We start from the raw sequence: 21220 nt of genomic DNA, 5'->3' as shown, positions 1-21220 counted from the left end.
TAATCGGGGTGTAGCTCAGTTGGTTAGAGTACGCGTCTGGGGGGCGTGAGGTCGCTAGTTCGAGTCTAGTCACCCCGACTGATTAGGAAGAATCGCTTGAGGTTGATTTCAATCTCAAGCGATTTGTTTTTATGCTGTAATCTGTCTTTGAGCAGAAGAGAATGTGTTTTGATTGGAAATAATTTGGGATTTATGGATAAAAAGCGTAATTTTGATGTCTGATACCTTTAATTAACACTTTATGAAAGCATATGTCTTAAAGAAACTATTTATATGTTCAGTATCTCTGTCTGCTGCGCTGTCTGCTTTAGCATGGGGACAGAAAGGTCATGATGTCACCGCTTATATAGCGGAGCAGCATTTCACTCCTGCTACTGCGGAGGCTGTGGCAGTACTTCTTGACGGTATGAGCCCGGTGTATTGGGCCAACTGGCTTGACAATGCGAGCCATACTCCGGAATATGCCTATACAAAGACCTGGCATTATAAGAATGTTGATGCCGACAAGACCTATTGGACCCAGCCTGAACAAGCGGGTGGAGATATAGTGATGGCTCTGCGTCAGAATATCGCAGTCCTTGCCGATTCGACCAAGAGCAAGGATGAGCAGGAGCTCGCGCTTAAGATTGTGATTCATCTTATGGGAGATCTGCATCAGCCTATGCATATGGGGCATGCCACCGATCGCGGGGGCAACAGTGTGAAGCTGCGCTATTTCGGTCGTGATGCAAATCTGCATAGTATATGGGACTCCAATCTTGTGGAGTCAGCTCACAAATGGGGCTATACTGAATGGCAGCAGCAGATTGACCGTCAGCCGGAAGAGATAGAGGTGGTCACCGTAGGTGGAAATATCGATGATTGGGCACAGAAGACGGTAGCGATAAGCTCTCAGGTGTACGGAGCTATGCCGTCAGGTTGCAATGTAAGCTACAACGAGGTGGCCTATTGGGCTCCTGTGATTGAGGCCCAGCTGCTTATTGGCGGTCTGCGTCTTGCTCATGTTCTGAACTCCATCTATGATCCGGGCTACCGTCACGCCAAGGAGCCTTCGGCTTTCTGAAACTATATCTTGCGATTGCGATGAATTCCGTGCTTAAGAATGTGACTGTTATTATCCCCGCCCACAATCGGCCTGAACGATTGCGGCGGTTGCTGGGCTACTACAGCGGCTGCGGGTTGAGGATATTGGTCCCGGATTCATCCAAGCAATGTTATAATGGTGATGTGTCGTCTCCTGATGTCACATATATTCATCGCCCGGGATTGCATTTCCTGTTGAAAATAAAGGAGATATTGCCATTAATCTCGACTGATTACGTGCTATATTGTGCGGATGATGATTTCATTGTGCCGTCAGCCATAGCCCGCATGGTGGAGTTTCTTGATGACAACCCTGATTACAGTATCGCTCAAGGGCATTATCTCACTTTCACACCCAAGGAAAGAGGAGTGGAGTTCTATCCGCGTTACATAAGGTATTTCGATAGCCGTATTGTGGCGGATAATCCTGCCGGCAGGCTGTTGCAGGATAAATGTAAATATGCCTCTCTGCTTTATGGTGTGGCTCGTACCGAACAGTTCCGCAGTATCTATGGGTATTGCTTCGGGAAGGATGGTGAGCTTAGGTTCCGGAACCTGTTTCTTGCCGAAGAATTTTTCAATCATGCCATGCTAATACATGGCAAGTATGCTACAGTCCCATGTTTCTATAGTGCTCGCGAACGTATAAAGGGGTCGGCTACAGAAACAGTGGTTCCGATATCCGAGATCAGAAGCTCTGACGAATATCGATGGGAATATGACGGTTTCATAGATGCGCTCTCGCTCATGCTTTCCGACAAGACCGGTATGGAGTATGATGAGTCGAATCGGTTTATGCGGAAAGTGTGTGCATCACCCAAGGACAGTGCCGATGTCTCGTTTAAAAGAAAGATCGTTGTCTTTATGATGAGGCACAGGTGGTTGAGATGGGCGTCCGATATATTGGACTGGCGATACAATCAAAAGGGCCTGAAGGCGGTAAGAGGCATGACGAGCTACCCATGTGAATTCTCCACTCCTGAAAAGGAGGCTATAATAAAAGTCATCGAACAGTATTCATAACCAATTATTAAACCATTAACTAATCATCAAAACATTATGAACATCACTTTTGGAGAAGCACTCTCTATGTTCTACAAGAGATGGAACGATTTTGACGGACGTTCCACACGTGCCGAGTATTGGTATCCTGTGCTTTACATGTTTGTTGCAGGAATGATTCTTGGTGCCATCAACCAGTGGCTCGGATCATTGTTCTCGTTGATCAACCTTGTGCCTGCTATCGCTGTAGGTATCCGCCGTATGCACGATATAGGTAAGAGCGGATGGTGGATGCTTATCTGTCTTATTCCGCTTATTGGCGGCATATGGTTCATAGTCCTTGCCGCTACTCCTACAAAGGAAGAGAAGTATGCATAAGTGCTGAAGTGATTTTGTAGTTTTTAACAAAAGGTCCCCATATTTGGGGACTTTTTGTTGTATAGGGCTGAAAAATTACGTAAATTTGCAGATATTATTTGCATAAAATCATCAATCATAAATACTACAGATACAATTAGGTATATATGAACGCACCACAGCTCAGTGAACAGGAAACCATCCGTCGCGCAAGTCTCGATGAGATGCGTCGACGCGGTATAGAGCCTTATCCCGCAGCCGAATATCCGGTGTCAGGATACTCGGATGAAATCAAGAAGAATTTTCAGGATGATGCACCCCAGAGAGAAGTGGCGGTGGCAGGTCGTGTAATGGGTCGTCGCATTATGGGCAAGGCTTCATTTATGGAGCTTCAGGACTCTACAGGACGTATCCAGGTATATATCAGCCGTGATGAGATATGCCCTGGCGAGGACAAGGATCTTTACAATGTTGTGTTCAAGAAACTTCTTGACATAGGTGACTTCGTCGGTGTCAAGGGTTATGTGTTCCGTACAAAGACCGGTGAGATTTCCGTTCATGCTCTTGAGCTGACAGTGCTTGGCAAGTCGCTTCGTCCTCTTCCGGTAGTAAAGGTGAAGGATGGGGTAGTCTATGATTCATTTGACGATCCTGAGCTCCGTTATCGTCGCCGTTACGTGGATCTTGTAGTGAACGATGGTGTAAAGGAGATATTCATCAAGCGTACCAAGGTGTACAATTCCATGCGTGAGTATTTCAACAATGCCGGCTATATGGAAGTGGAGACACCTATCCTACAATCGATTCCCGGAGGAGCTGCTGCTCGTCCCTTCATTACTCACCATAATGCTCTTGATATCCCGCTGTATCTTCGTATCGCAGATGAGCTTTACCTGAAACGTCTTATAGTAGGTGGTTTCGAGGGTGTGTATGAGTTCTCCAAAAACTTCCGTAATGAAGGTATGGACCGTACCCATAATCCAGAATTCACATGTATGGAGATATATGTCGCATACAAGGATTACAACTGGATGATGGACTTCACCGAGAAGATGCTTGAGAAGATTTGCCTTGATGTCAATGGGTCAACTGACGTAAAGGTTGGTGATAATGTCATCAGTTTCAAGGCTCCTTTCCCCAGAGTGACAATGGCTCAGGCTATCAAGGACTTCACCGGAGTGGATATAACCGGGATGGATGAGGATGCGTTGCGTCGCACAGCCAAGGAACTCGGCATTGAGGTGGATGAGTCAATGGGTAAAGGAAAGCTTATCGATGAGATATTCGGAGAGAAGTGTGAGGGAAATTATATCCAGCCTACATTTATAATCGATTATCCCATAGAAATGTCGCCACTCACAAAGCGTCATCGTAATAATCCTGAACTGACCGAGCGTTTTGAGCTGATGGTGAACGGTAAAGAGCTTGCCAACGCTTACTCCGAGCTTAACGATCCTATCGATCAGTATGAGCGCTTTGTCGAGCAGATGCGTCTTGCCGAGAAGGGTGACGATGAGGCCATGATAATCGACAAGGATTTTATCCGTGCGCTTGAGTATGGTATGCCTCCCACATCCGGTATGGGTATCGGTATGGACCGCCTTGTGATGCTGATGACAGGTCAGACCACTATCCAGGAGGTGCTTTTCTTCCCGCAGATGCGTCCCGAAAAGAAGCCTCAGCAGTCATCGGTTGAGCCTACAGAGGCAGAGTAGCTTGTCGGGAAGGGCATGGACTCTTACGGATATTTTAACACTGTAAAAAGAGTTTTTTGTAATATGGTGTAAACTTTTCAGTAGTCCTGCTCCTTACTGATATAGTATATTTAAAGATATTAATAATGAGTTTCAATAAAATAGCAGTGATGGGCGGCGGAAGCTGGGCAACGGCTCTCGCCAAGCTCCTGTTGCGAAATTGCGACTCCATCCTTTGGTATATGCGCCGAGACGACCGAATAGAGGATTTCAAGCGTCTCGGACATAATTCTGCTTATCTCACCGATGTGGAGTTTGATGTGAATCGTATACAGTTTTCGAGCGATATCAATTATGTGTGCACTCAGGCCGATTCACTGCTCCTTGTCATGCCGTCGCCTTATTTCAAGACTCATATCAACAGGATCAGTGTCGATATTTCCGACAAGACTGTGATCTCGGCTGTAAAAGGCATAGTGCCTGGAGATAATGAGATAGTGACGGATTATATGGCTGAACGATTCGGGGTGAACCCGGAACGGATGCTTGTGATCGGTGGTCCGTGTCATGCTGAAGAGGTGGCACTCGATCGTCCGAGTTTCCTCACAGTAGGATGCCATGATGTGGCTCTTGCCGATGAATTCGGAGAGTGTCTGCGTTCGCCTTCTACCCGCACCATCACATCAAGTGATGTCGAGGGTATAGAATATGCGGCCGTTCTCAAGAATGTATATTCCATAGCTGCAGGTATAGTACACGGCATGAAGGGTGGCGATAATTTTCTTGCCATGCTTGTGAGCAATGCAGTGAAGGAGATGGAGCGATTTGTCGATGAGGTGTGCCCTCGTCCGCGCTGCATCTGTGATTCGGTGTATCTTGGCGATCTTCTGGTCACGGCATATTCAAGGTTTTCGCGCAACCATAACTTTGGCTCCATCATAGGAAAGGGTTATTCGGTGTCGACAGCCAGAATGGAGATGGAACAGACCGCCGAAGGGTATTACGGTACAAAATGCATCAAGGAAATCAATAAGAAATACTGCATAGAGATGCCTATTCTTGATGCGGTGTATGATATCCTGTATCGTCATGCCAATGCGGAGCGAGCCATGCGGGCTTTGGGCAAATGGTTTGTATAACTCCACGAATGTAAAACAAATAATTATATCAAATAAAAATAGCATGAAAACTATCAACGTCGACATCAAGGATGTTCTCTCTACAGTGAGCCGCGATGACATCAATCGTCTTGAAGGAGAAGGAGCCGAGGCTCTTGATAAGGTGCTCAACGGCACAGGTGCCGGTAGTGATTTCCTCGGTTGGGTGAATCTGCCCACTGAGACAACTGAAGCACTCCTTGACGATATCATAGCGTGCGCTGATCAGCTCCGTGCAACCTGCGACACAGTTGTGGCAATCGGTATCGGTGGCAGCTATCTTGGTGCAAAGGCTGTGATTGAGGCTCTCAGCGACAGCTTTGCAGCCTATCGACCCGGTGTGCAAGGTGAACCTAAGGTTCTATTTGCCGGACAGAATATAGGAGAGGATTATCTCTATGAGCTTCAGGATTATCTTAAGGACAAGCGATTCGGCATTATTGTGATATCCAAGAGCGGCACCACTACAGAACCTGCCATTGCATTCCGTCTGCTCAAAGAGCAGCTTGAAAGCCAGCTCGGAATAGAGGAGGCACGCAAGCGCATAGTCGCTATCACCGATGCTCAGCGAGGCGCGCTCCGCAGTCTTGCAACAGAGGAGGGCTATAAGACTTTTGTCATAGCCGACAATGTTGGCGGACGTTTCTCTGTACTCACACCTGTAGGTCTTCTACCGATTGCGGTTGTCGGATATGATATCCGTGCGCTTATCGATGGTGCTGCCGAGATGGAAAAAGCAACCTCTGAAGCTAATGACCAGAATCCCTCATTCTTGTATGCCTGCACCCGAAATGCTCTGTATAATGCCGGTAAAAAGACTGAGATACTCGTTAACTACAATCCTAAGCTCCATTATTTCGGAGAATGGTGGAAGCAGCTCTATGGAGAGAGCGAAGGCAAGGATCACAAGGGTATTTTCCCTGCTGCTGTCGACAATTCTACCGACCTTCATTCGATGGGTCAATGGATTCAGGATGGAGAGCGTACCATATTTGAGACTGTAGTATCTGTAGAGGAACAGAAGTATGACAAACTGATCCCCTCGGATGAGGCAAATCTCGATGGCCTCAACTATATTGCCGGAAAGCATATCGATGAGGTGAACAAGATGGCTGAGCTCGGCACCCGTATAGCTCATGTTGACGGAGGTGTGCCCAACATCCTGATCACCCTTCCTGCTCTCCGTGAGAAATATCTCGGCCAGCTCATATATTTCTTTGAGAAGGCTTGCGGTATAAGCGGTTATATACTCGGTGTCAATCCTTTCAACCAGCCGGGTGTCGAGGATTATAAGCGCAACATGTTTGCTCTTCTTGCAAAACCGGGTTATGAGAAGGAGACCGAGGCAATCCAGGCTCGTCTGAAATAATATTCAGGAATAGAATAATCAATTCATAAAATCAGCCCCGATATAGATAGCCTATATCGGGGCTGATTTTATGAGTTGCTTATATCTTATGGTCAACTGTCCATAAACACGAAGTAGACAGCAAGGATCAGGAGGCAGAATGCAAGAAAGTGGTTCCAGTGCAGGGCTTCGCCTCGGAAAAACAGGAAAGTGAATACTGTGAATATCATAAGTGATATCACCTCTTGAATCACCTTGAGTTGCAGAAGTGAGAATGCACCGCCGTTTTCGTGGAATCCGTATCGGTTGGCAGGGACCATAAAGCAATATTCCAACATGGCGATACCCCATGACATAAGTATAACTACAATAAGCGGTGTAGCGGATGTTATTATTTTCATCTGCTGTAGCTTAAGTTGTCCGTACCAGGCAAAAGTCATGAAAATATTGGACATCACGAGGAGTCCTATTGTGAGCCATCCGTTCATTTTGATGTCATTCTTTCGTTATCGTCAGGATGGGAGAGAAGGTTGTTGATCTTCCCATTTTCAATGTAATCGATGAGAGTTTCGTATAGGATTTCCTTGCTGCGAGCAAGTATTGTAGCTCTTTTAAGGGGTGTCATATAGTCGTTTCCGGCTGCGAGATAATCAATGGTTGCTAAACGGTACCGTCTGGCAGGATCGATTGGGGAGCCGTCGATTGTGGCTCTGTTTATGGCATGTGTCTCAGGATCATATACTACCGATACGTTGGAACTTACGCCCTGTCCGTCCTGCCCTACCATGATTCCGATATTTTCAAGAAGGTCTGCTCCGGAAATATCAAGGACTACAATACGGTTTTCAAACGGTGCGATGTCGATTATCTCACCTTTGGTGATCACTCCTTTAGGAAGGGTGTTGCGTATTCCCCCTTTGTTCATAATGGAGAGGTCGACCGGTTTGCCACATATTTCCGCGCCACGTGTACGCACGAAGTCACTGAAAAGGTTGAGCATACGTGTGGACGTGCGTTCAAACTCGTGAGAGGTTTCGCCTATCCTGAATGCTCTAAGGGAATCGACCTTTACACGGTAGGGGGTGATTAATTCGGCAAAGTCTTTGTCAATGCGCCTGTCGAGCCTATTGTCAATCTTTATAAGTTTGGGTGTAACATCAAGGGTGGAGAGGTTTATGTCAAGTTCGCCTACAGCTGAGCCACGTGAGCCGGTCTGTACAACGGTTATGGTATCGCCATCGGCATTTGCCACACGCCATTTAGGACTATCCGGTGAGGCTGGGTCAATAGCCGTGTGGGAGTGACCTCCTATTATGATGTCTATGTCCCTGCTTCCGGCGGCTATGTCGAGGTCGTCAACACCGGTGGTGGTATTGTATCCGAGATGGCTCACAGCGATGACCATTTCCGCTCCGTTTTCACGTAGTTTTGCCGCTTCTTCATTGGCTCGTTGCAGGGCATCATGATATTTTACACCTGTGCAATTCTCTTCGGCAATGATTCCTGACGGATCGAGATTAAGCCCGATGAAACCTATTTTATGTCCTGAAATGTCTTTTATTACCGATGGCACAAACAATCCGTCAAGTGCAGAACCGGTGAGATCATAGTTGGTGCTAAGCCTTGTGGCGTTGACTTTGCCCCATTCCTGTGCGAGACGTTCCATGCCTCTGTCGAACTCATGGTTGCCGAGTATGCGTATGTCATAGTTCAGTCTGTTCATGAGCACACGCTCCACTTCACCTCCGAATATGGTGAAATATAGAGAGCCCTGCACTGCGTCACCGGCATCGACAAGCATTACATTGCAACGAGAGTCACGTACGCTGTCGATTATTACTTTCCGTCGTGCTATCCCTCCCATATCCTTGCTGTCAGGGTCTATGGAGGAATGGGTGTCGTTGGTGTGGAGGATTACCAGATGATCGGTGTCATTGCCGTTATGTCCGGAAGAGCATCCTGCTACAATTACATTCAGGAGGAGTGCTGATAATCCATAGCAAAATCTTGATCTCATAATTTAATTGCGGTTTACTCTATTCCTATAATCTTGTGGGTCTGCAATGAAAGTCTCCAATGGGTATGGTCGAGTATGTAGCTGACAGTCTCGGCGATGTTTTTTCCGCTGCATGGCTGTAGGAAGTAATGCATTGCAGCATATCGGTTGGCTATTTCTTCGACATCCTGACCGAGATATACAACTTTAAGTTCGTCGATGCGTTTGAGTCTTACCACTGATTCCCCTTTTGGCGAACAGGTCACCCAGTCGATATCTTCGGGAAGCGGATTGGTGCCATTGGTCTCAACCTGTATATAGAATCCTGCGTTGTGAAGCATTTCCACGAGGTCATCATTGAGTTGCAGTGACGGTTCGCCACCGGTAATTACGATGTGGCGTGAAGGGTAGGGGAGCACTCTCTCAAGTATCTCTCCGAGAGCCATCTCTGTGCCTGACTGATGTTCTGTGTCACAGAAATCACACTTGAGGTTGCATCCGCTCAGACGCAGAAATACTGCCGGAGTCCCTGTATGGTACCCCTCGCCTTGCAAGGAGTAGAATATCTCGTTGACTTTCAATTGATGAGGCGTTTTGATGATGAAAAAGTTCTAAGCCTTCTCCTCTACTACATAGGATGCAACGTTACCTTCGCTTTCTTTGACATCCACGCGATAGCAGGTGTCAATCTGGTCACATACCCAGCGGGCAATGTTTTCGGCAGTAGGATTGAATGGCAGGAGCTCGTTGAAATTGCCGTGGTCAAGGTAAGCGGTGATACGTTCCTTGATGTGCGAGAAGTCTATCACCATTCCGTCGGCATTAAGTTCGCGAGACCGGCAGTGTACTGTCACTATCCAGTTGTGTCCGTGAAGACGGCTGCATTTGCTCGGATAGGATAGTTCCAGGCGATGGCATCCTGCGAGTTCAAAGGTCTTGGTTATATAGTACATTTGTTTGTATTGGTCGATTGTGGTATTGGATGCTTTTATTTCTGAGATTGTGTGACCACCGGTTTCAGTCCATTTTCATCTGCTATCCGGAACATAATTTCGAGGGCAGCCTCACGGTCGTTTGGCGCGATTATGCCGTCAAGAATCGCATTTTTGATAGTGCTTTTGATCACACCTATCACTGGGCTCCCTTTTATGCCGAATATCTCCATTATCTCGTTGCCGTCGACAGGTGGTTGAAGTTTGCGTATTTCGTCACGTACGTTGAGATCGGCAATCTTGTCTCTGACTATGGCAAAATTGGCAAGTAGGCGTTTTACTTTTTCCCGGTTTTTGGATGTTATGTCTGCTTCGCATAGCATCATTAGGTCCTCAAGATCGTCACCGGCATCATTTATGAGACGTCGCACCGCCGAGTCGGTCACCTCTTCTTCTACGAGTGCTATCGGGCGCATGTGCAGCTCCACAAGTTTTGCCACGTATTTCATCTTTTGGTCCTGAGGCAGGCGCATATTGCGGAATATGCGCGGAACCATCTTTGAGCCGACAAAATTATGATTATGGAATGTCCATCCTGTCTTTTCGTCCCAACGTTTGGTGACAGGTTTGGCTATATCGTGCATGAGAGCTGCCCAGCGTAGCCACACATTGTCGCTTTTTGCCGATACATTGTCGAGTACTTCGAGTGTGTGTGCGAAATTGTCCTTGTGGCTGCGTCCGTTTAGGGTATCTACCCCTTTCATGGCGGCAAGCTCAGGCATTATTATCGGCAGGAGATCACATTCGAGCAGTAATTGCCATCCTATGGAGGGGCGGGGCGATTTCATTATCTTCATCAGCTCATCCACGATTCGTTCGCGGGAGATGATCTTGATCCGTTCGGCATTGCGTTTGATTGCTGCAAAAGTTTCAGGGAAGATGTTGAACTGTAGTTGAGTGGCGAACCGTACAGCCCTCATCATTCTGAGGGGATCATCGCTGAATGTGATGTCAGGGTCGAGCGGAGTCCGGAGTATTCCTCGCTCTATATCGGCGACACCGTTGAATAGATCGATGAGTTCGCCGAACCCTTCGCGGTTGATACGCAGGGCAAGGGCGTTGATAGTGAAATCGCGACGCGAGAGGTCCTCTTCAAGAGTTCCGTCTTCCACTATAGGTTTGCGGGAGTTGCGCTGATAGGATTCCTTGCGTGCCCCTACAAATTCAAGTTCTACAGAGTGCCGTTTCACCTGGGCTGTTCCGAAGTTGCGGAACACTGTCAGGTGGGTGCCTTTCCCGAGGAGTTTCGCAACAACCTCGGCGAGTTCTATACCGCTCCCGACGGTTACGAAGTCCACATCTTTGGACGGACGTCCGAGGAAGAAATCGCGTACACATCCCCCTACGGCATAGCAGGGGCGACCGATGGAATCGGCCGCCTCGCCTATAGTGTGATAGAGGGGTGTGTCTATTTTTGTAATTACTTTATCTAATCGGTTTAATGTCATTCTATCTGTCGAAATATATGATCTCTTCAGGAGCGAGGGTTATGCATTCCGCATGATCGGCATGTACTATGTAGGTGTTCTCTATGCCTACGGCTCCCACGTTAGGAATCACGAATTTAGGTTCGAGAGCTATGACGTTATGCTCCTGGATGATGTCTCGGCTTCGCGGGGCAATTACCGGCAGCTCGTTGATCTCAATGCCTACGCCGTGGCCGATGAATCCCGCATGCTGACGGTGCCCCATATAATATGGTTTGAGGTCGGCCGCCACGACAATCTCTTCGGCTTTTTCCCAAAGGCTCTTTGCTGTGTTGCCGGGGCGCATCATTTCGGAGAGTGCACGGTGGATGTCGATGGAGCACTGATGAGCTTTGAGTGCTAAAGGGCTGATGTCGCCAAGAGCGAACACTCGGGTCATATCGGTCATGTAACCGTTATAATTGCCGTTCATGTCAACCATCACGGTCGTGCCGGGAGTTATGAGTGTACCGTTGGCTCCTACCGGCAGGGATGGGTCCATACCTGCTCCCCCCATTGCAAAATCATAAGGGGAAGGGGTGTCGGCATTGTTTCCTGCAATGGTGTTCCCCATATATAGCTCCATGGAGTCGCCGCTGATGCGGAATTGACCCAAGCATCCCTCACGGCGGCTCACGTTCTCGATCTCAACCTGAAGATCGTAGTCGCTCATCCCTTCTTGGAACAGTCCTGGAATACGGCTGTACACACGTGCGTGACGTTCGCCTGATTCACGTAACATCTGTAGTGCCATTGGCGGCTTTACAGCACGGACGCTACGCATTATTGATGATGCGTTCTTTAATTCGGCACCAGGGAATAACGGCACCAGACGCTGTACGGAAGAATATGGCAGCACATCCAGTTCGATACCTATGGATTGTGGAGCAGCCATACCGATGGACCCTGTTATCTCTTCAGGTTTGCGTATATACACCACGCTATCGCCGCTTAGTCCTACAGGTCGGCGCACAAAGTATATAGGTTCACCTTTCAGAGTGACGTAGGCGTATCCTGCAAAGACTCTGCCTGTCAGATAATATATATTGGCATTATCGGAAAGCAGAATGGCATCGACAGAGGATGCTGACATATGTTCACGTATCCTTGTGAGCCTCAGTCGATACTCATCTCTGCTCCACAGTATTATCGAATGCTTCTGGATGTTCTCCATCTTGTTGTATGGGTTACCTGTTAGTCTGCTATTTCATCGGGTGAAAGACGAGTGAGCGACAGGATGGTCTTTCCGTCGTTGTCCTTAAGCACAGCCTGATTGGGGGTTTCGCCTTCAGCAGCAGTGTCCACGTTCTCCAGAGCGAGAAGGAATGCCTGTTCGGTAGCGATATCTGGACAGATCATACGTGAAGTGGCAAGATTCTTGAATTCAATGCCGTTGCCTTTATCAAGGTTGACGATGATTTCTCCATTGATAAGGTTGCAGCCTGCATTGCCGTGAACGCGCTTTTCTTCAACATCAATCACAATCTTTATTTTGGCAGTGATTGCCTTTCCCTCGATGGCTGTAACTTTCCATGCACCGTTCAGGAATGCAAGGTTTTGTTTGTGAAGCTTCATGACTACTCTGCCGTCAGATGACAGAAGTGACATGTTGGATGCATCGGTGAGTTTGTATGATGCTACTTCATTTATAGCTTTGCTGACCGCAAATTCATATGGGGCATCAGGACAAGCTTTGAGCGTTGAGATGAATTCACCAGAAGGTGTTATCTTGTTTTCTTTGATGTTCCACATGCCATTCAGATAGTTGCATCCATTAAATCCGATAACCTCCATTACTCCAGTTCGTGATTCTGCTGGATTGAGAGTGATTTTAGGATGGTTCTCACCGTTCACTGTAACTTTGGTGCCATTGACCTCAACGATTGACCATTCCCCTTTCATATTGTCAATGATATCATCAAGAGCCGGAGTTTCAGTCTTGGATGTCTGGGTTGTGGCAGTAGTATTAGTAGCTGTAGATGAGGCAGTAGTCGGAGGTGTTTTGCTTTGGTTGTTGCGGAGAATGCTGCAACCGGTTGTAAGAGCCATAATTGCGATTGCTGATATGAATGTGTTGATTCTCATTTTTTCTTAAAATTATTTGAATTGATATTATATGAGATATTTTTAAGAGTATAACGTTTAGACGGATGGTTTGTGCGAACGTTTAATCTTAATTCGGACGCAAAATTACGGAAAAATGCGTTAAAGAAGAAATTTTATTTGTGGCTTAAATATAATTATTGTTATATGTGATATTAGTGAAGTATATATAATTGGTTGAATATATTGTATTGTCTAGCATGTTTGCTGCTTATAATATATGTGGGAATATGTTTTAAGGTAGATAAGTGTTAAAAATATGTTAAATATGGTTCATTCTCTTGCAGGGTTGAAAAAAACGTTATAACTTTGCATCGCAAAACCAAGGAACGATGGTCGAAACGAAGTTCTGAAAGGGATGCCACTGAATGGCGATTTAGTGTAGAGGCCTAGCACGCCGCCCTCTCACGGCGGAAACTCGGGTTCGAATCCCGGATTCGCTACATGCCTGAAAGCCTGACTCTATGGAGAGTCGGGCTTTCTTTTTTATATCTATTTTGATCGGATATTTTTTGAAAGATGCATCTTCCGATTGTTTATTGAATTAACATTTATTTTGCAGGAATTTTAAGTGTTTCAGAAAGATAATGTCTAAATTTGTCATTGTTAATCCGATTAACTCAATATGGCAAAGGAAAATCAACTTGACGATACATCACTTGTGGCGCGGCTTAGGGACAATAAGAGCTGTCGTGCCGCCTTTGGCGACATGATTAAGCTCTACACCGAACCCCTCTACCGTCAGATACGTCGCATGGTGCAGAGCCATGATGATGCCAATGACTTGTTGCAGAACACCTTCCTTAAGGCGTGGCAGAACATTGAGAATTTCCGTGGAGATGCCAAACTGTCGACATGGCTTTACAAGATAGCCATAAATGAGAGCATAACCTATCTGGAAAAGGAGCGTAAGCGTCTCGGATTGACACTGGACGACGAGGAGTCGCATATAGTGCATCTTATTGAAGCTGATACGGATATCGATGGTGATGAATTGGCACGGCAGCTTCGTGAAGCTATTGCTGCATTACCTGAAAAGCAACGTCTGGTATTCAATATGCGTTATTATGACGACATGAAATATGAACAGATGTCCGAGATTCTCGGCACCTCGGTAGGAGCCTTGAAAGCGTCCTATCATCTTGCCGTTAAAAAAATAGAACAATTTTTCTCAGACTTGGACTAAACCTTTAAGCGTCCCATCAGTCAAACATATAAATAAAAGTGAACCGACAATGAAAGATATACTCGAAAAAGTGAACCGCAATGACGGCATGACCGTTCCTGACGGGTATTTCGACGATTTCGCGACGCGTATGGCAGCTTCGCTTCCTCCTATGGATTGGGAGAAGGATACTGTCGAGACTCGTGTTATGTCCAGGAGCATCTGGCAAAAGGTGCGTCCGTATGTTTATCTTGCGGCTATGTTTATGGGGGTATGGTGCATGATGAAGATGTTTGACATGATGCGCCCTGATACCCGAGGTCTCAACCTTGACAATAATCCTGTCATAACTGCTGCCGTCGGGAATGACTATTTCTTTAATGATTATGTGATCACCCATGGCGATATGAGCGAGTATCAGCTCATGGAGGATCTCTATGAGACCGGTTATATCCCTGCTGCTTATGAGTATCATGAAAGTAGTGAATACGTTGACGGGGATAGCTCATTGACCGAAATATAATATCCACACATACAACAGCTATGAAAAAATATATTCTGATTATTATCGCATTCCTGCTTTTGCCCATAGCCCTTTTGGCGCAGAAGCCCACTCAACGTGAACGTGATTCATGGATGAAAGAGATGCAGCAGGTCAAGAATGAATATATCGCTCGTAAGCTTCAGCTGACCGATGAGCAGAAAGCGAAATTCTTGCCGGTGTATAATCGTATGGAAGCAGAGGTGAGGGTTGCGGCTGAACAGGCTATGCAATTGGAACGACAGGTTAGAAGAAAAGGTGAAAAGGCCTCTGATCTGGAACGTGAGAAGGCGGCAGAGGCCCAGTTTGAGTTAAAAGGCAAGGAAGGTGCCATTGAAATGAAATATTTCAAGGACTTCAAAAGCATTCTCACATCCAAACAATTGATAAAGCTTAAGAAAGCGGAGAGGGATTTCTCCAAGGAACTGATGAAAAAACATCAAGAGCGGCAAAAAAATCGGAAATGCCGTAAATAATAATCATCATAAAAGATTCGAAGAATATAGAAAGCGACAAAAGATTACCAATTAATATTATATCTTTTGTCGCCTTTTTTTATTTCCGTTTGTTGTAATAGTAGTTTCACGTAATGTAATTATAATCATATGCTAAGGCTGATTCGTGTATTTTTATCGATTGTTGTGCTTTTGACAGCTCAGAATATGATGGGACAGGCTTCTTCAAGCAAAGTCAAGACTCCTGACTTTGCGTTTCCAAAGACTGTGATACAGCAGTCGAGTAACTCTCTCTCTGTCGCTATGCGTGACGGAGACAATGAGGCTATAATTAGATCTCTGCTTGATTATGCCCTCGCCGAAAATGCGATAGGTAGCGGGAGTCTTCCTGACGGAATCAAAAAGATCGATTCTGTTATGACAGTCAGCAATGATCCGGTGCTCACAGGTATGCTTTCGATGATTGAGGCTTACATTTACAATAATGTGTATACGATGGATAGCTGGAGGTATGATCGTCGAAATTCACCGATGGAGCCTCTTCCTGCCGACTATAACGAATGGAGCGGTGAACAGTTCCGTCATAAGATCGAGTCCTTGATCGATGTTGCTCTTTCTGACAGTACGTCATTGCGCGCTGTGCCCTTGCGTGAATATAGGACTGTGATAACACAGGACCGCCAGACTGAGATATATTATCCGACATTGTATGATTTTATAGCTTGTCAAGCTGTTTCTATTTTTAAGAGCTGGAGTGCCAACCAACACTTTTTCCCTCTTTGGATGGCACGAGCTTCGGCAAATTCATTGAATAAGTTGACTCTGCCTTCACTTAAGCGAGATCCGCGTGGCGAAAAGATTCTTGCGATATATGCGTCAGTACTAAGCGATACAAAGCGCGGGTCTGCCACCGATGTAAACACAAGGCTTGAGCGTCTTCAGTTTCTGCGGTCCAACATTGTGGACGAGAACAACAATCCTTACGACAGATTGAGCCAATCGCTCTATATGGAGCTTTATGATTCGTATCTGAATGCCGACGGAAAGCCGACAACAGAATATGCTGGTGATATATTGTTGGCAGTGCCAGGTTATGGTGACAATAACGATCGTGAGATGTATGATGTCATTAGATCGTTTATTAAGGCATGTCCTGGATATTGGCGTAAGAACTGTCTTAGGCAAAAGCTCAATCAAATGACTCAGAAGCGTGTGGAGATACATTCTCCACAGGTTGCTGCCCCAGGAAAAGATATGGAGATAGGGGTAAGTCTGTTCAACGTGGAAAAGATGACGGTGGATATTTACGATGTCTCTTCTGCTCCTGTGTGGCGTGATGACTATAAGCTGGGTACCGGCAGAAAGATAGCATCTATTCCGGTGGATGCTACAGGCAATCGCGTACCGTTCCGTGATGACAGGAAAGTCAGATATACTTTCTCGCGGCCTGGAAATTATATTGCAGTGCCGGTAGTTAATGGCATCACTCCTAAAAACAGTAATTTCCAAAAGATTCATGTTACCAATGTCGCACTCAGCTCATCGACGTTTCTCGATCGGACGGTATGGGCAGTAAATGCAGGTGATGGAGCTCCGTTGGGTGATGTCATAATCAATATAAATAAATCCCGATATGGTAAAAACGGAAATACAGAACGGCTGGGTGCTACCGGAGCCGATGGAGCTCTCAGTGTCAAGGATGTTTCCGGAGTTCTGACAGCTATAAATGGAGCTGACAGATATGCGCTCCCATTGTATATATATAATTTTAATTATGACAGGCCTGACAAATGGGTGATGGCGTCAAGAGGGTATTCTTCCTTGCCGCTTTATCATCAAGGTGATACAGTGGAATGGGTTGCAATATGTTATGAGTACAAAGGTGGGCTTAACCGTCCATACTCCGGCAAGAGCGTGTCAGCTGTGCTCTATGATGCAAACTCTGTGGCGGTGGATACTTTAAAGTGTGATACCGACAGGTTCGGACGAGCTTGTGGGAAATTCACTCTACCGACATCCGGGCTCACAGGAAGATACCGTATTGCAATTGACGACCAGTTCAATACCGTTAATTTTGAGGTCTCTGACTATAAGTTGCCTACGTTCCGTGTTGTTGCACCAAAGATTGAACGCGGTGTTCCGGAATCAGGAGATGTGACGATACGAGGCAATGTGGAGACCTATTCCGGATTTCCACTTGCTGATGCGGAAGTGACAGTGGCATTGAAGGTTGCTCAGCGTCCGCGATGGTGGTACATGTCAAGGGAATATGATGTTTATTCCACAACTGTCAGAACGGATGCCAATGGCAGTTATGAGGTAGTGTTCACCGATGATATTTTTGCTACATCCCCTCTTGAAAACGGATATTACACAGTTTCTGTGACAGCATTGTCGTCGACTGGGGAATCACAGACTGGAAGCGTGTCTTTTTCACGAGGAGAGCGTTATCTCATTAAGGTTGCAATGCCTGCTGACATTGATATGTCTGAAACAGACACGTTGCCTGTGGATGTCCGACTTGTGAATTATGAGGACTCTGTGGTTATGGAATCCGTAAATGTGAAGCTCGTAGGAAGTGATTCCACGGTTGTTGCCTCATCTTCGATAAAAGGTAAAGGATTATTGAGTGTCAAAGGATGTGATCAGGGTGTGTATAAGGTGGTGTTCACCCATGAGAATGCTGATTCTGTGGTCAATGAAGTGGTGCTTTATGACTCTGATTCAGCTGGCACCCCTTATCCCGATGCTTTGATATGGTCTCCTGATGAAGAAATTAGTGTCAATGGTACGGCTGATTCCTATTGGCTGTATGCTGTGAATTGTGACACTCATGTGCTTGCCACGTTGTGGTCTTCCGGTCGTGTGATATCTCAGCGATGGGAAAAGGCCCATAAAGGTTTCAATCGTATATCTGTGGACCTGCCTGCCGATATTGATGAGGCTACTTTGACAGTTATGGCTACTGGAGATTACCACCAGGAGAACAGGAATGTAGAAGTGAAACGTACCGGCAGCATGAAAGGTTTGAAGATTGTTGCCGAGACTTTCCGTGACCGTACTGTGCCAGGTGGGGAGGAGACATGGACATTCAGTGTTACCGATCTCAATGGCAACGGTAGGGAGGCTGCGGTAATTGTCGATATGTATAACACAGCTCTTGATGCACTTTCTAAATCTGACTGGAGTTTCAATGCCAATAAGGGATGGCAGAAATCATTTGATTGGAACGTATCGTCATTGCGTGGCACATCTGATTTCTATTATTCATTACCCACATCTCAGGTCAATCTGAAATGCCCTGACTTTGTAGATCCGGAATTTAATACTTATGGAGTTTCTTTCCGTAACATCCGTTTGCGTGGAATGAAAATGTCACGAGCATTGACCGGATCGTTAAGTGGTGTTGTCGTAAGAGAACTGAATGTTATTGATGAGCAGAGTGTCGAGTCCGCGAAGGATTACGATTATGCCGCTCCGTCAATAGCACAGAAGAAAGCTGACAGCGGAATGGGTTATGATGAGGTCGGTGCCGTAAGAGAGCATAGTGAAGAAGTGACTGTAAGCGAGAAGGAGTCATTCTCATATAGGGAATCAGATGTGTCACTTGCATTTTTCAGACCATCGCTTGTCACTGGCAAAGACGGAAAACTTGCATTGAAATTTACAGTTCCCAATGCAAACACAACATGGGGGTTCCGTGCTGTTGCATTCACAGATTCACTTCTTTCGGCTACATTCTCAAGGGATATTTTAGCGTCCAAGGAGATCATGGTACAGCCCAATCTTCCACGATTCCTGCGTACTGGCGACCGTGTGGCTGTAAAGGCTTCGGTAATGAATGCGACCGATGAGGAGCAGAGAGTTGAGACTGTAGTTGAAATATTTAACCCATCCGACGGCGAGGTCATGTATAGTTTTAATCAGTTGGATACTATCGCTCCCAATGGAAGTAAGGTGGTGGAGACTGGGATGCTGTCAGTTCCGTCGGATATGCCCCTTTGGGGTTACAGGATCAAGTCGTCAACCGAGACTCGCGCTGACGGTGAGCAGGTGCTTATACCGGTGCTCCCGTCCGTGACACCTGTGATCGAGACTTATCCATTCTATGTGGCTCCTGAGCAGAGCGAGTTCTCGATGAAGTTGCCGAAAATTCCGGCTGACAGCCGTGTGACATTAAAGTTCTGTGAGAATCCTGTATGGTATGTTGTGACAGCTCTTCCTGGATTGTTGCAGAAAGATGCAACGTCGGCACCTGATGCCGCACGCAGCATTTTTTCAGCAGCGGTCGCTTCAGGATTGTTGCGCGACAATCCTGAGATAGCTGCCGCATTGAAGGAATGGAACGAGAGTGACAAGTCGGCAGAGATTCTCACTTCGATGCTTGAGCGCAATGAGAAGTTGAAAATAGTACTTCTGAATGCGTCGCCATGGATGCTTGATGCGCGTAATGACACTGAGCGTATGTCTCGCCTGGCATTGCTTTTCGATAAAAAGACTGTTGAAAAGACTATTGATGCAAATATATCTCTGCTTGCCAAACTGTCACACAAAAGTGGCGGATGGAGTTGGTGTGCACAGTATAGTGAGCCGTCCAGATGGGCCACCAATGAAGTGCTGTGGATGATGGGTCGCCTTGTGCGTCTCGGATTCCTTCCGGAGGACAGCGGGCTTAGAAAAATGATTTCCGCAGCATTGGATTGGGACACATCCGAGACATTGAAGGAATTCCGTAAATATCCCGATGGTGTTTACACTCGCTACGTGCATCTTCATGATATGTTTGCAAAGATGAATATCGGAGCAGCTGACGGACGGATAGTCGATTCTGTCACACAGCGTATACTTAATTCCTGGAAGGATGAGCCGTTGGCATGTAAAGCTATTGAGGCCCAAGTCCTTTACAGCCATGACTATAGAAGTGTGTCAAAGGAGTTGATTGCATCTATGCGTCAGTTTGCAAAAACTACACCGGAAAATGGCATGTGGTTCCCGTCGCTTGATGATAATGTTTGGTACGGTTCGATGAACAATATCGGGATTACATCCCTCATCCTGGAGACTTTCGCGATGATAGAGCCCGGATGTGATGATATCGACTTGTTGCGTCAGTGGCTAATTCTTCAGAAAGGTGCTCAGAACTGGGGTTCATCTGTTGCAGCAACGGAGGCAGTCTCCGCCATACTCACTACATCCAGCAAATGGATTGTTCCTGCATCGGGCTCTGTTGTAAGAGTTGGTGGCAGTGAGCTGCGTCCTGACAGGGTGGAGCGTTTGACCGGTGAGTATGAGATGGATCTTCGAGTCGATAAGTCATCAGGGAAGAGCCTTTCTATAACTAAAAAGGGCGATACTCCATCGTGGGGAGCCGTGTTCTGTCAATATGTTGATGATATGACATCTGTCAAGGCTCAGGATTGCCCTGAACTGAGTGTTGCCAAAGAGTTGTTGGTGGCTGTCGATCAGTCAGGAGACGGTAATTTCGGCAGACAGGCCGTAAAGAATGCCGATTCATTCACTATCGGAGACCGTGTCACAGTGAGATTGCTGCTGAAAGCGGATCGTGATATGGATTATGTAGCTATTGTTGATGACCGCCCGGCATGTTTCGAGCCTGTAGAACAGCTCCCGGCCCCGATGTATTCAGATGGCATACGCTTTTATCGAGAGAATCGTGATGCTTCGACAAGAATATTCATAGATCATCTGCCGAAGGGAACGTATCTGCTCTCTTATGATATGTGGGTCAATAATGCCGGGACATATATTTCTGGTATTGCGACGGTACAGAGTGAATATGCACCGCAGTACTCAGCTCATTCATCCGGGGATAGCATTGAGGTGAAATAGAATTCTAACCT

Annotated in this window: 16 protein-coding genes, 2 tRNA genes and 1 pseudogene; 12 read left to right on the top strand and 7 right to left on the bottom strand. The window is 46.4% G+C overall.

From position 1 onward, the window contains the following. Positions 1-4 precede the first annotated feature (4 nt). The 7 genes and pseudogenes from EZ315_RS01265 to EZ315_RS01235 all read left to right on the top strand — a co-directional run bounded on the left by EZ315_RS01265 (position 5) and on the right by EZ315_RS01235 (position 6662). Positions 5-78: transfer RNA gene (locus EZ315_RS01265), tRNA-Pro, on the top strand. 163 nt (positions 79-241) lie between these two features. Further along, positions 242-1063 carry a S1/P1 nuclease gene (locus tag EZ315_RS01260; protein WP_135469933.1) on the top strand — a complete coding sequence of 274 codons (822 nt, stop codon included), beginning with the start codon at positions 242-244 and terminating at the stop codon, positions 1061-1063. A 20-nt stretch (positions 1064-1083) separates the two neighbouring features. Further along, positions 1084-2106, top strand: coding sequence for a glycosyltransferase family 2 protein (locus EZ315_RS01255; protein ID WP_135469932.1), 1023 nt, complete (start codon positions 1084-1086; stop codon positions 2104-2106). Positions 2107-2142: 36 nt separating this feature from the next. Next, entirely contained in the window at positions 2143-2463 is a 321-nt protein-coding gene (locus EZ315_RS01250; RefSeq protein ID WP_242452463.1) for a DUF805 domain-containing protein, read from the top strand. A 146-nt stretch (positions 2464-2609) separates the two neighbouring features. Further along, positions 2610-4115: pseudogene (gene lysS, locus EZ315_RS01245) on the top strand (lysine--tRNA ligase); the annotation flags it as partial. 167 nt (positions 4116-4282) lie between these two features. Further along, the gene (locus EZ315_RS01240; protein ID WP_242452462.1) at positions 4283-5275 is read left to right on the top strand and encodes an NAD(P)H-dependent glycerol-3-phosphate dehydrogenase; all 993 of its coding nucleotides are present in this window, start codon (positions 4283-4285) and stop codon (positions 5273-5275) included. A 43-nt stretch (positions 5276-5318) separates the two neighbouring features. Continuing rightward, complete coding sequence (locus tag EZ315_RS01235; RefSeq protein WP_135469929.1) at positions 5319-6662, top strand: glucose-6-phosphate isomerase; 1344 nt, start codon at positions 5319-5321, stop codon at positions 6660-6662. Positions 6663-6754: 92 nt separating this feature from the next. On the opposite strand, the gene EZ315_RS01230 is transcribed toward EZ315_RS01235, so the two are convergent. From EZ315_RS01230 to EZ315_RS01200, 7 genes are read right to left on the bottom strand one after another with little or no spacing between them, the layout of a single operon-like run. Next, positions 6755-7129 carry a DMT family protein gene (locus EZ315_RS01230; protein ID WP_135469927.1) on the bottom strand — a complete coding sequence of 125 codons (375 nt, stop codon included), beginning with the start codon at positions 7127-7129 and terminating at the stop codon, positions 6755-6757. Continuing rightward, positions 7126-8658, bottom strand: coding sequence for a bifunctional metallophosphatase/5'-nucleotidase (locus EZ315_RS01225; protein ID WP_135469926.1), 1533 nt, complete (start codon positions 8656-8658; stop codon positions 7126-7128). The genes EZ315_RS01230 and EZ315_RS01225 overlap by 4 nt, the downstream gene beginning before the upstream one ends. 14 nt (positions 8659-8672) lie before the next feature. Beyond that, positions 8673-9218 carry a 7-carboxy-7-deazaguanine synthase QueE gene (locus EZ315_RS01220; RefSeq protein WP_135469924.1) on the bottom strand — a complete coding sequence of 182 codons (546 nt, stop codon included), beginning with the start codon at positions 9216-9218 and terminating at the stop codon, positions 8673-8675. Between the two features lie 30 nt (positions 9219-9248). Further along, positions 9249-9590 (bottom strand): 6-pyruvoyl trahydropterin synthase family protein, encoded by a 342-nt coding sequence (locus EZ315_RS01215; RefSeq protein ID WP_135469923.1) that lies wholly within the window; start codon positions 9588-9590, stop codon positions 9249-9251. Between the two features lie 35 nt (positions 9591-9625). After that, the gene (locus EZ315_RS01210; RefSeq protein WP_135469921.1) at positions 9626-11077 is read right to left on the bottom strand and encodes a CCA tRNA nucleotidyltransferase; all 1452 of its coding nucleotides are present in this window, start codon (positions 11075-11077) and stop codon (positions 9626-9628) included. A 1-nt stretch (position 11078) separates the two neighbouring features. Continuing rightward, the gene (locus EZ315_RS01205; protein ID WP_135469919.1) at positions 11079-12269 is read right to left on the bottom strand and encodes a M24 family metallopeptidase; all 1191 of its coding nucleotides are present in this window, start codon (positions 12267-12269) and stop codon (positions 11079-11081) included. A 20-nt stretch (positions 12270-12289) separates the two neighbouring features. Next, positions 12290-13180 (bottom strand): META domain-containing protein, encoded by an 891-nt coding sequence (locus tag EZ315_RS01200; RefSeq protein ID WP_135469917.1) that lies wholly within the window; start codon positions 13178-13180, stop codon positions 12290-12292. Positions 13181-13568: 388 nt separating this feature from the next. Here EZ315_RS01200 and EZ315_RS01195 point away from each other — a divergent pair. The 5 genes from EZ315_RS01195 to EZ315_RS01175 all read left to right on the top strand — a co-directional run bounded on the left by EZ315_RS01195 (position 13569) and on the right by EZ315_RS01175 (position 21209). Beyond that, positions 13569-13641, top strand: a tRNA-Glu gene (locus tag EZ315_RS01195). A gap of 182 nt (positions 13642-13823) precedes the next feature. Next, on the top strand, positions 13824-14384 hold the full coding sequence (locus EZ315_RS01190) for an RNA polymerase sigma factor (RefSeq protein ID WP_135469915.1): 561 nt from the start codon (positions 13824-13826) through the stop codon (positions 14382-14384). Between the two features lie 49 nt (positions 14385-14433). Continuing rightward, on the top strand, positions 14434-14886 hold the full coding sequence (locus tag EZ315_RS01185; protein WP_135469913.1) for a hypothetical protein: 453 nt from the start codon (positions 14434-14436) through the stop codon (positions 14884-14886). A 20-nt stretch (positions 14887-14906) separates the two neighbouring features. Further along, positions 14907-15380 (top strand): hypothetical protein, encoded by a 474-nt coding sequence (locus EZ315_RS01180; RefSeq protein ID WP_135469912.1) that lies wholly within the window; start codon positions 14907-14909, stop codon positions 15378-15380. Positions 15381-15509: 129 nt separating this feature from the next. Continuing rightward, positions 15510-21209, top strand: a complete 5700-nt coding sequence (locus EZ315_RS01175; RefSeq protein ID WP_135469910.1) for an alpha-2-macroglobulin family protein — start codon at positions 15510-15512, stop codon at positions 21207-21209. The last annotated feature ends 11 nt before the right edge of the window (positions 21210-21220 follow it).

It is taken from the genome of Duncaniella freteri (assembly GCF_004766125.1).
Taxonomy (GTDB): Bacteria; Bacteroidota; Bacteroidia; order Bacteroidales; family Muribaculaceae; genus Duncaniella; species Duncaniella freteri.
The sequence above is the reverse complement of the archived record's forward strand: the minus strand, read 5'-3'. Positions and strand labels throughout refer to the sequence as shown.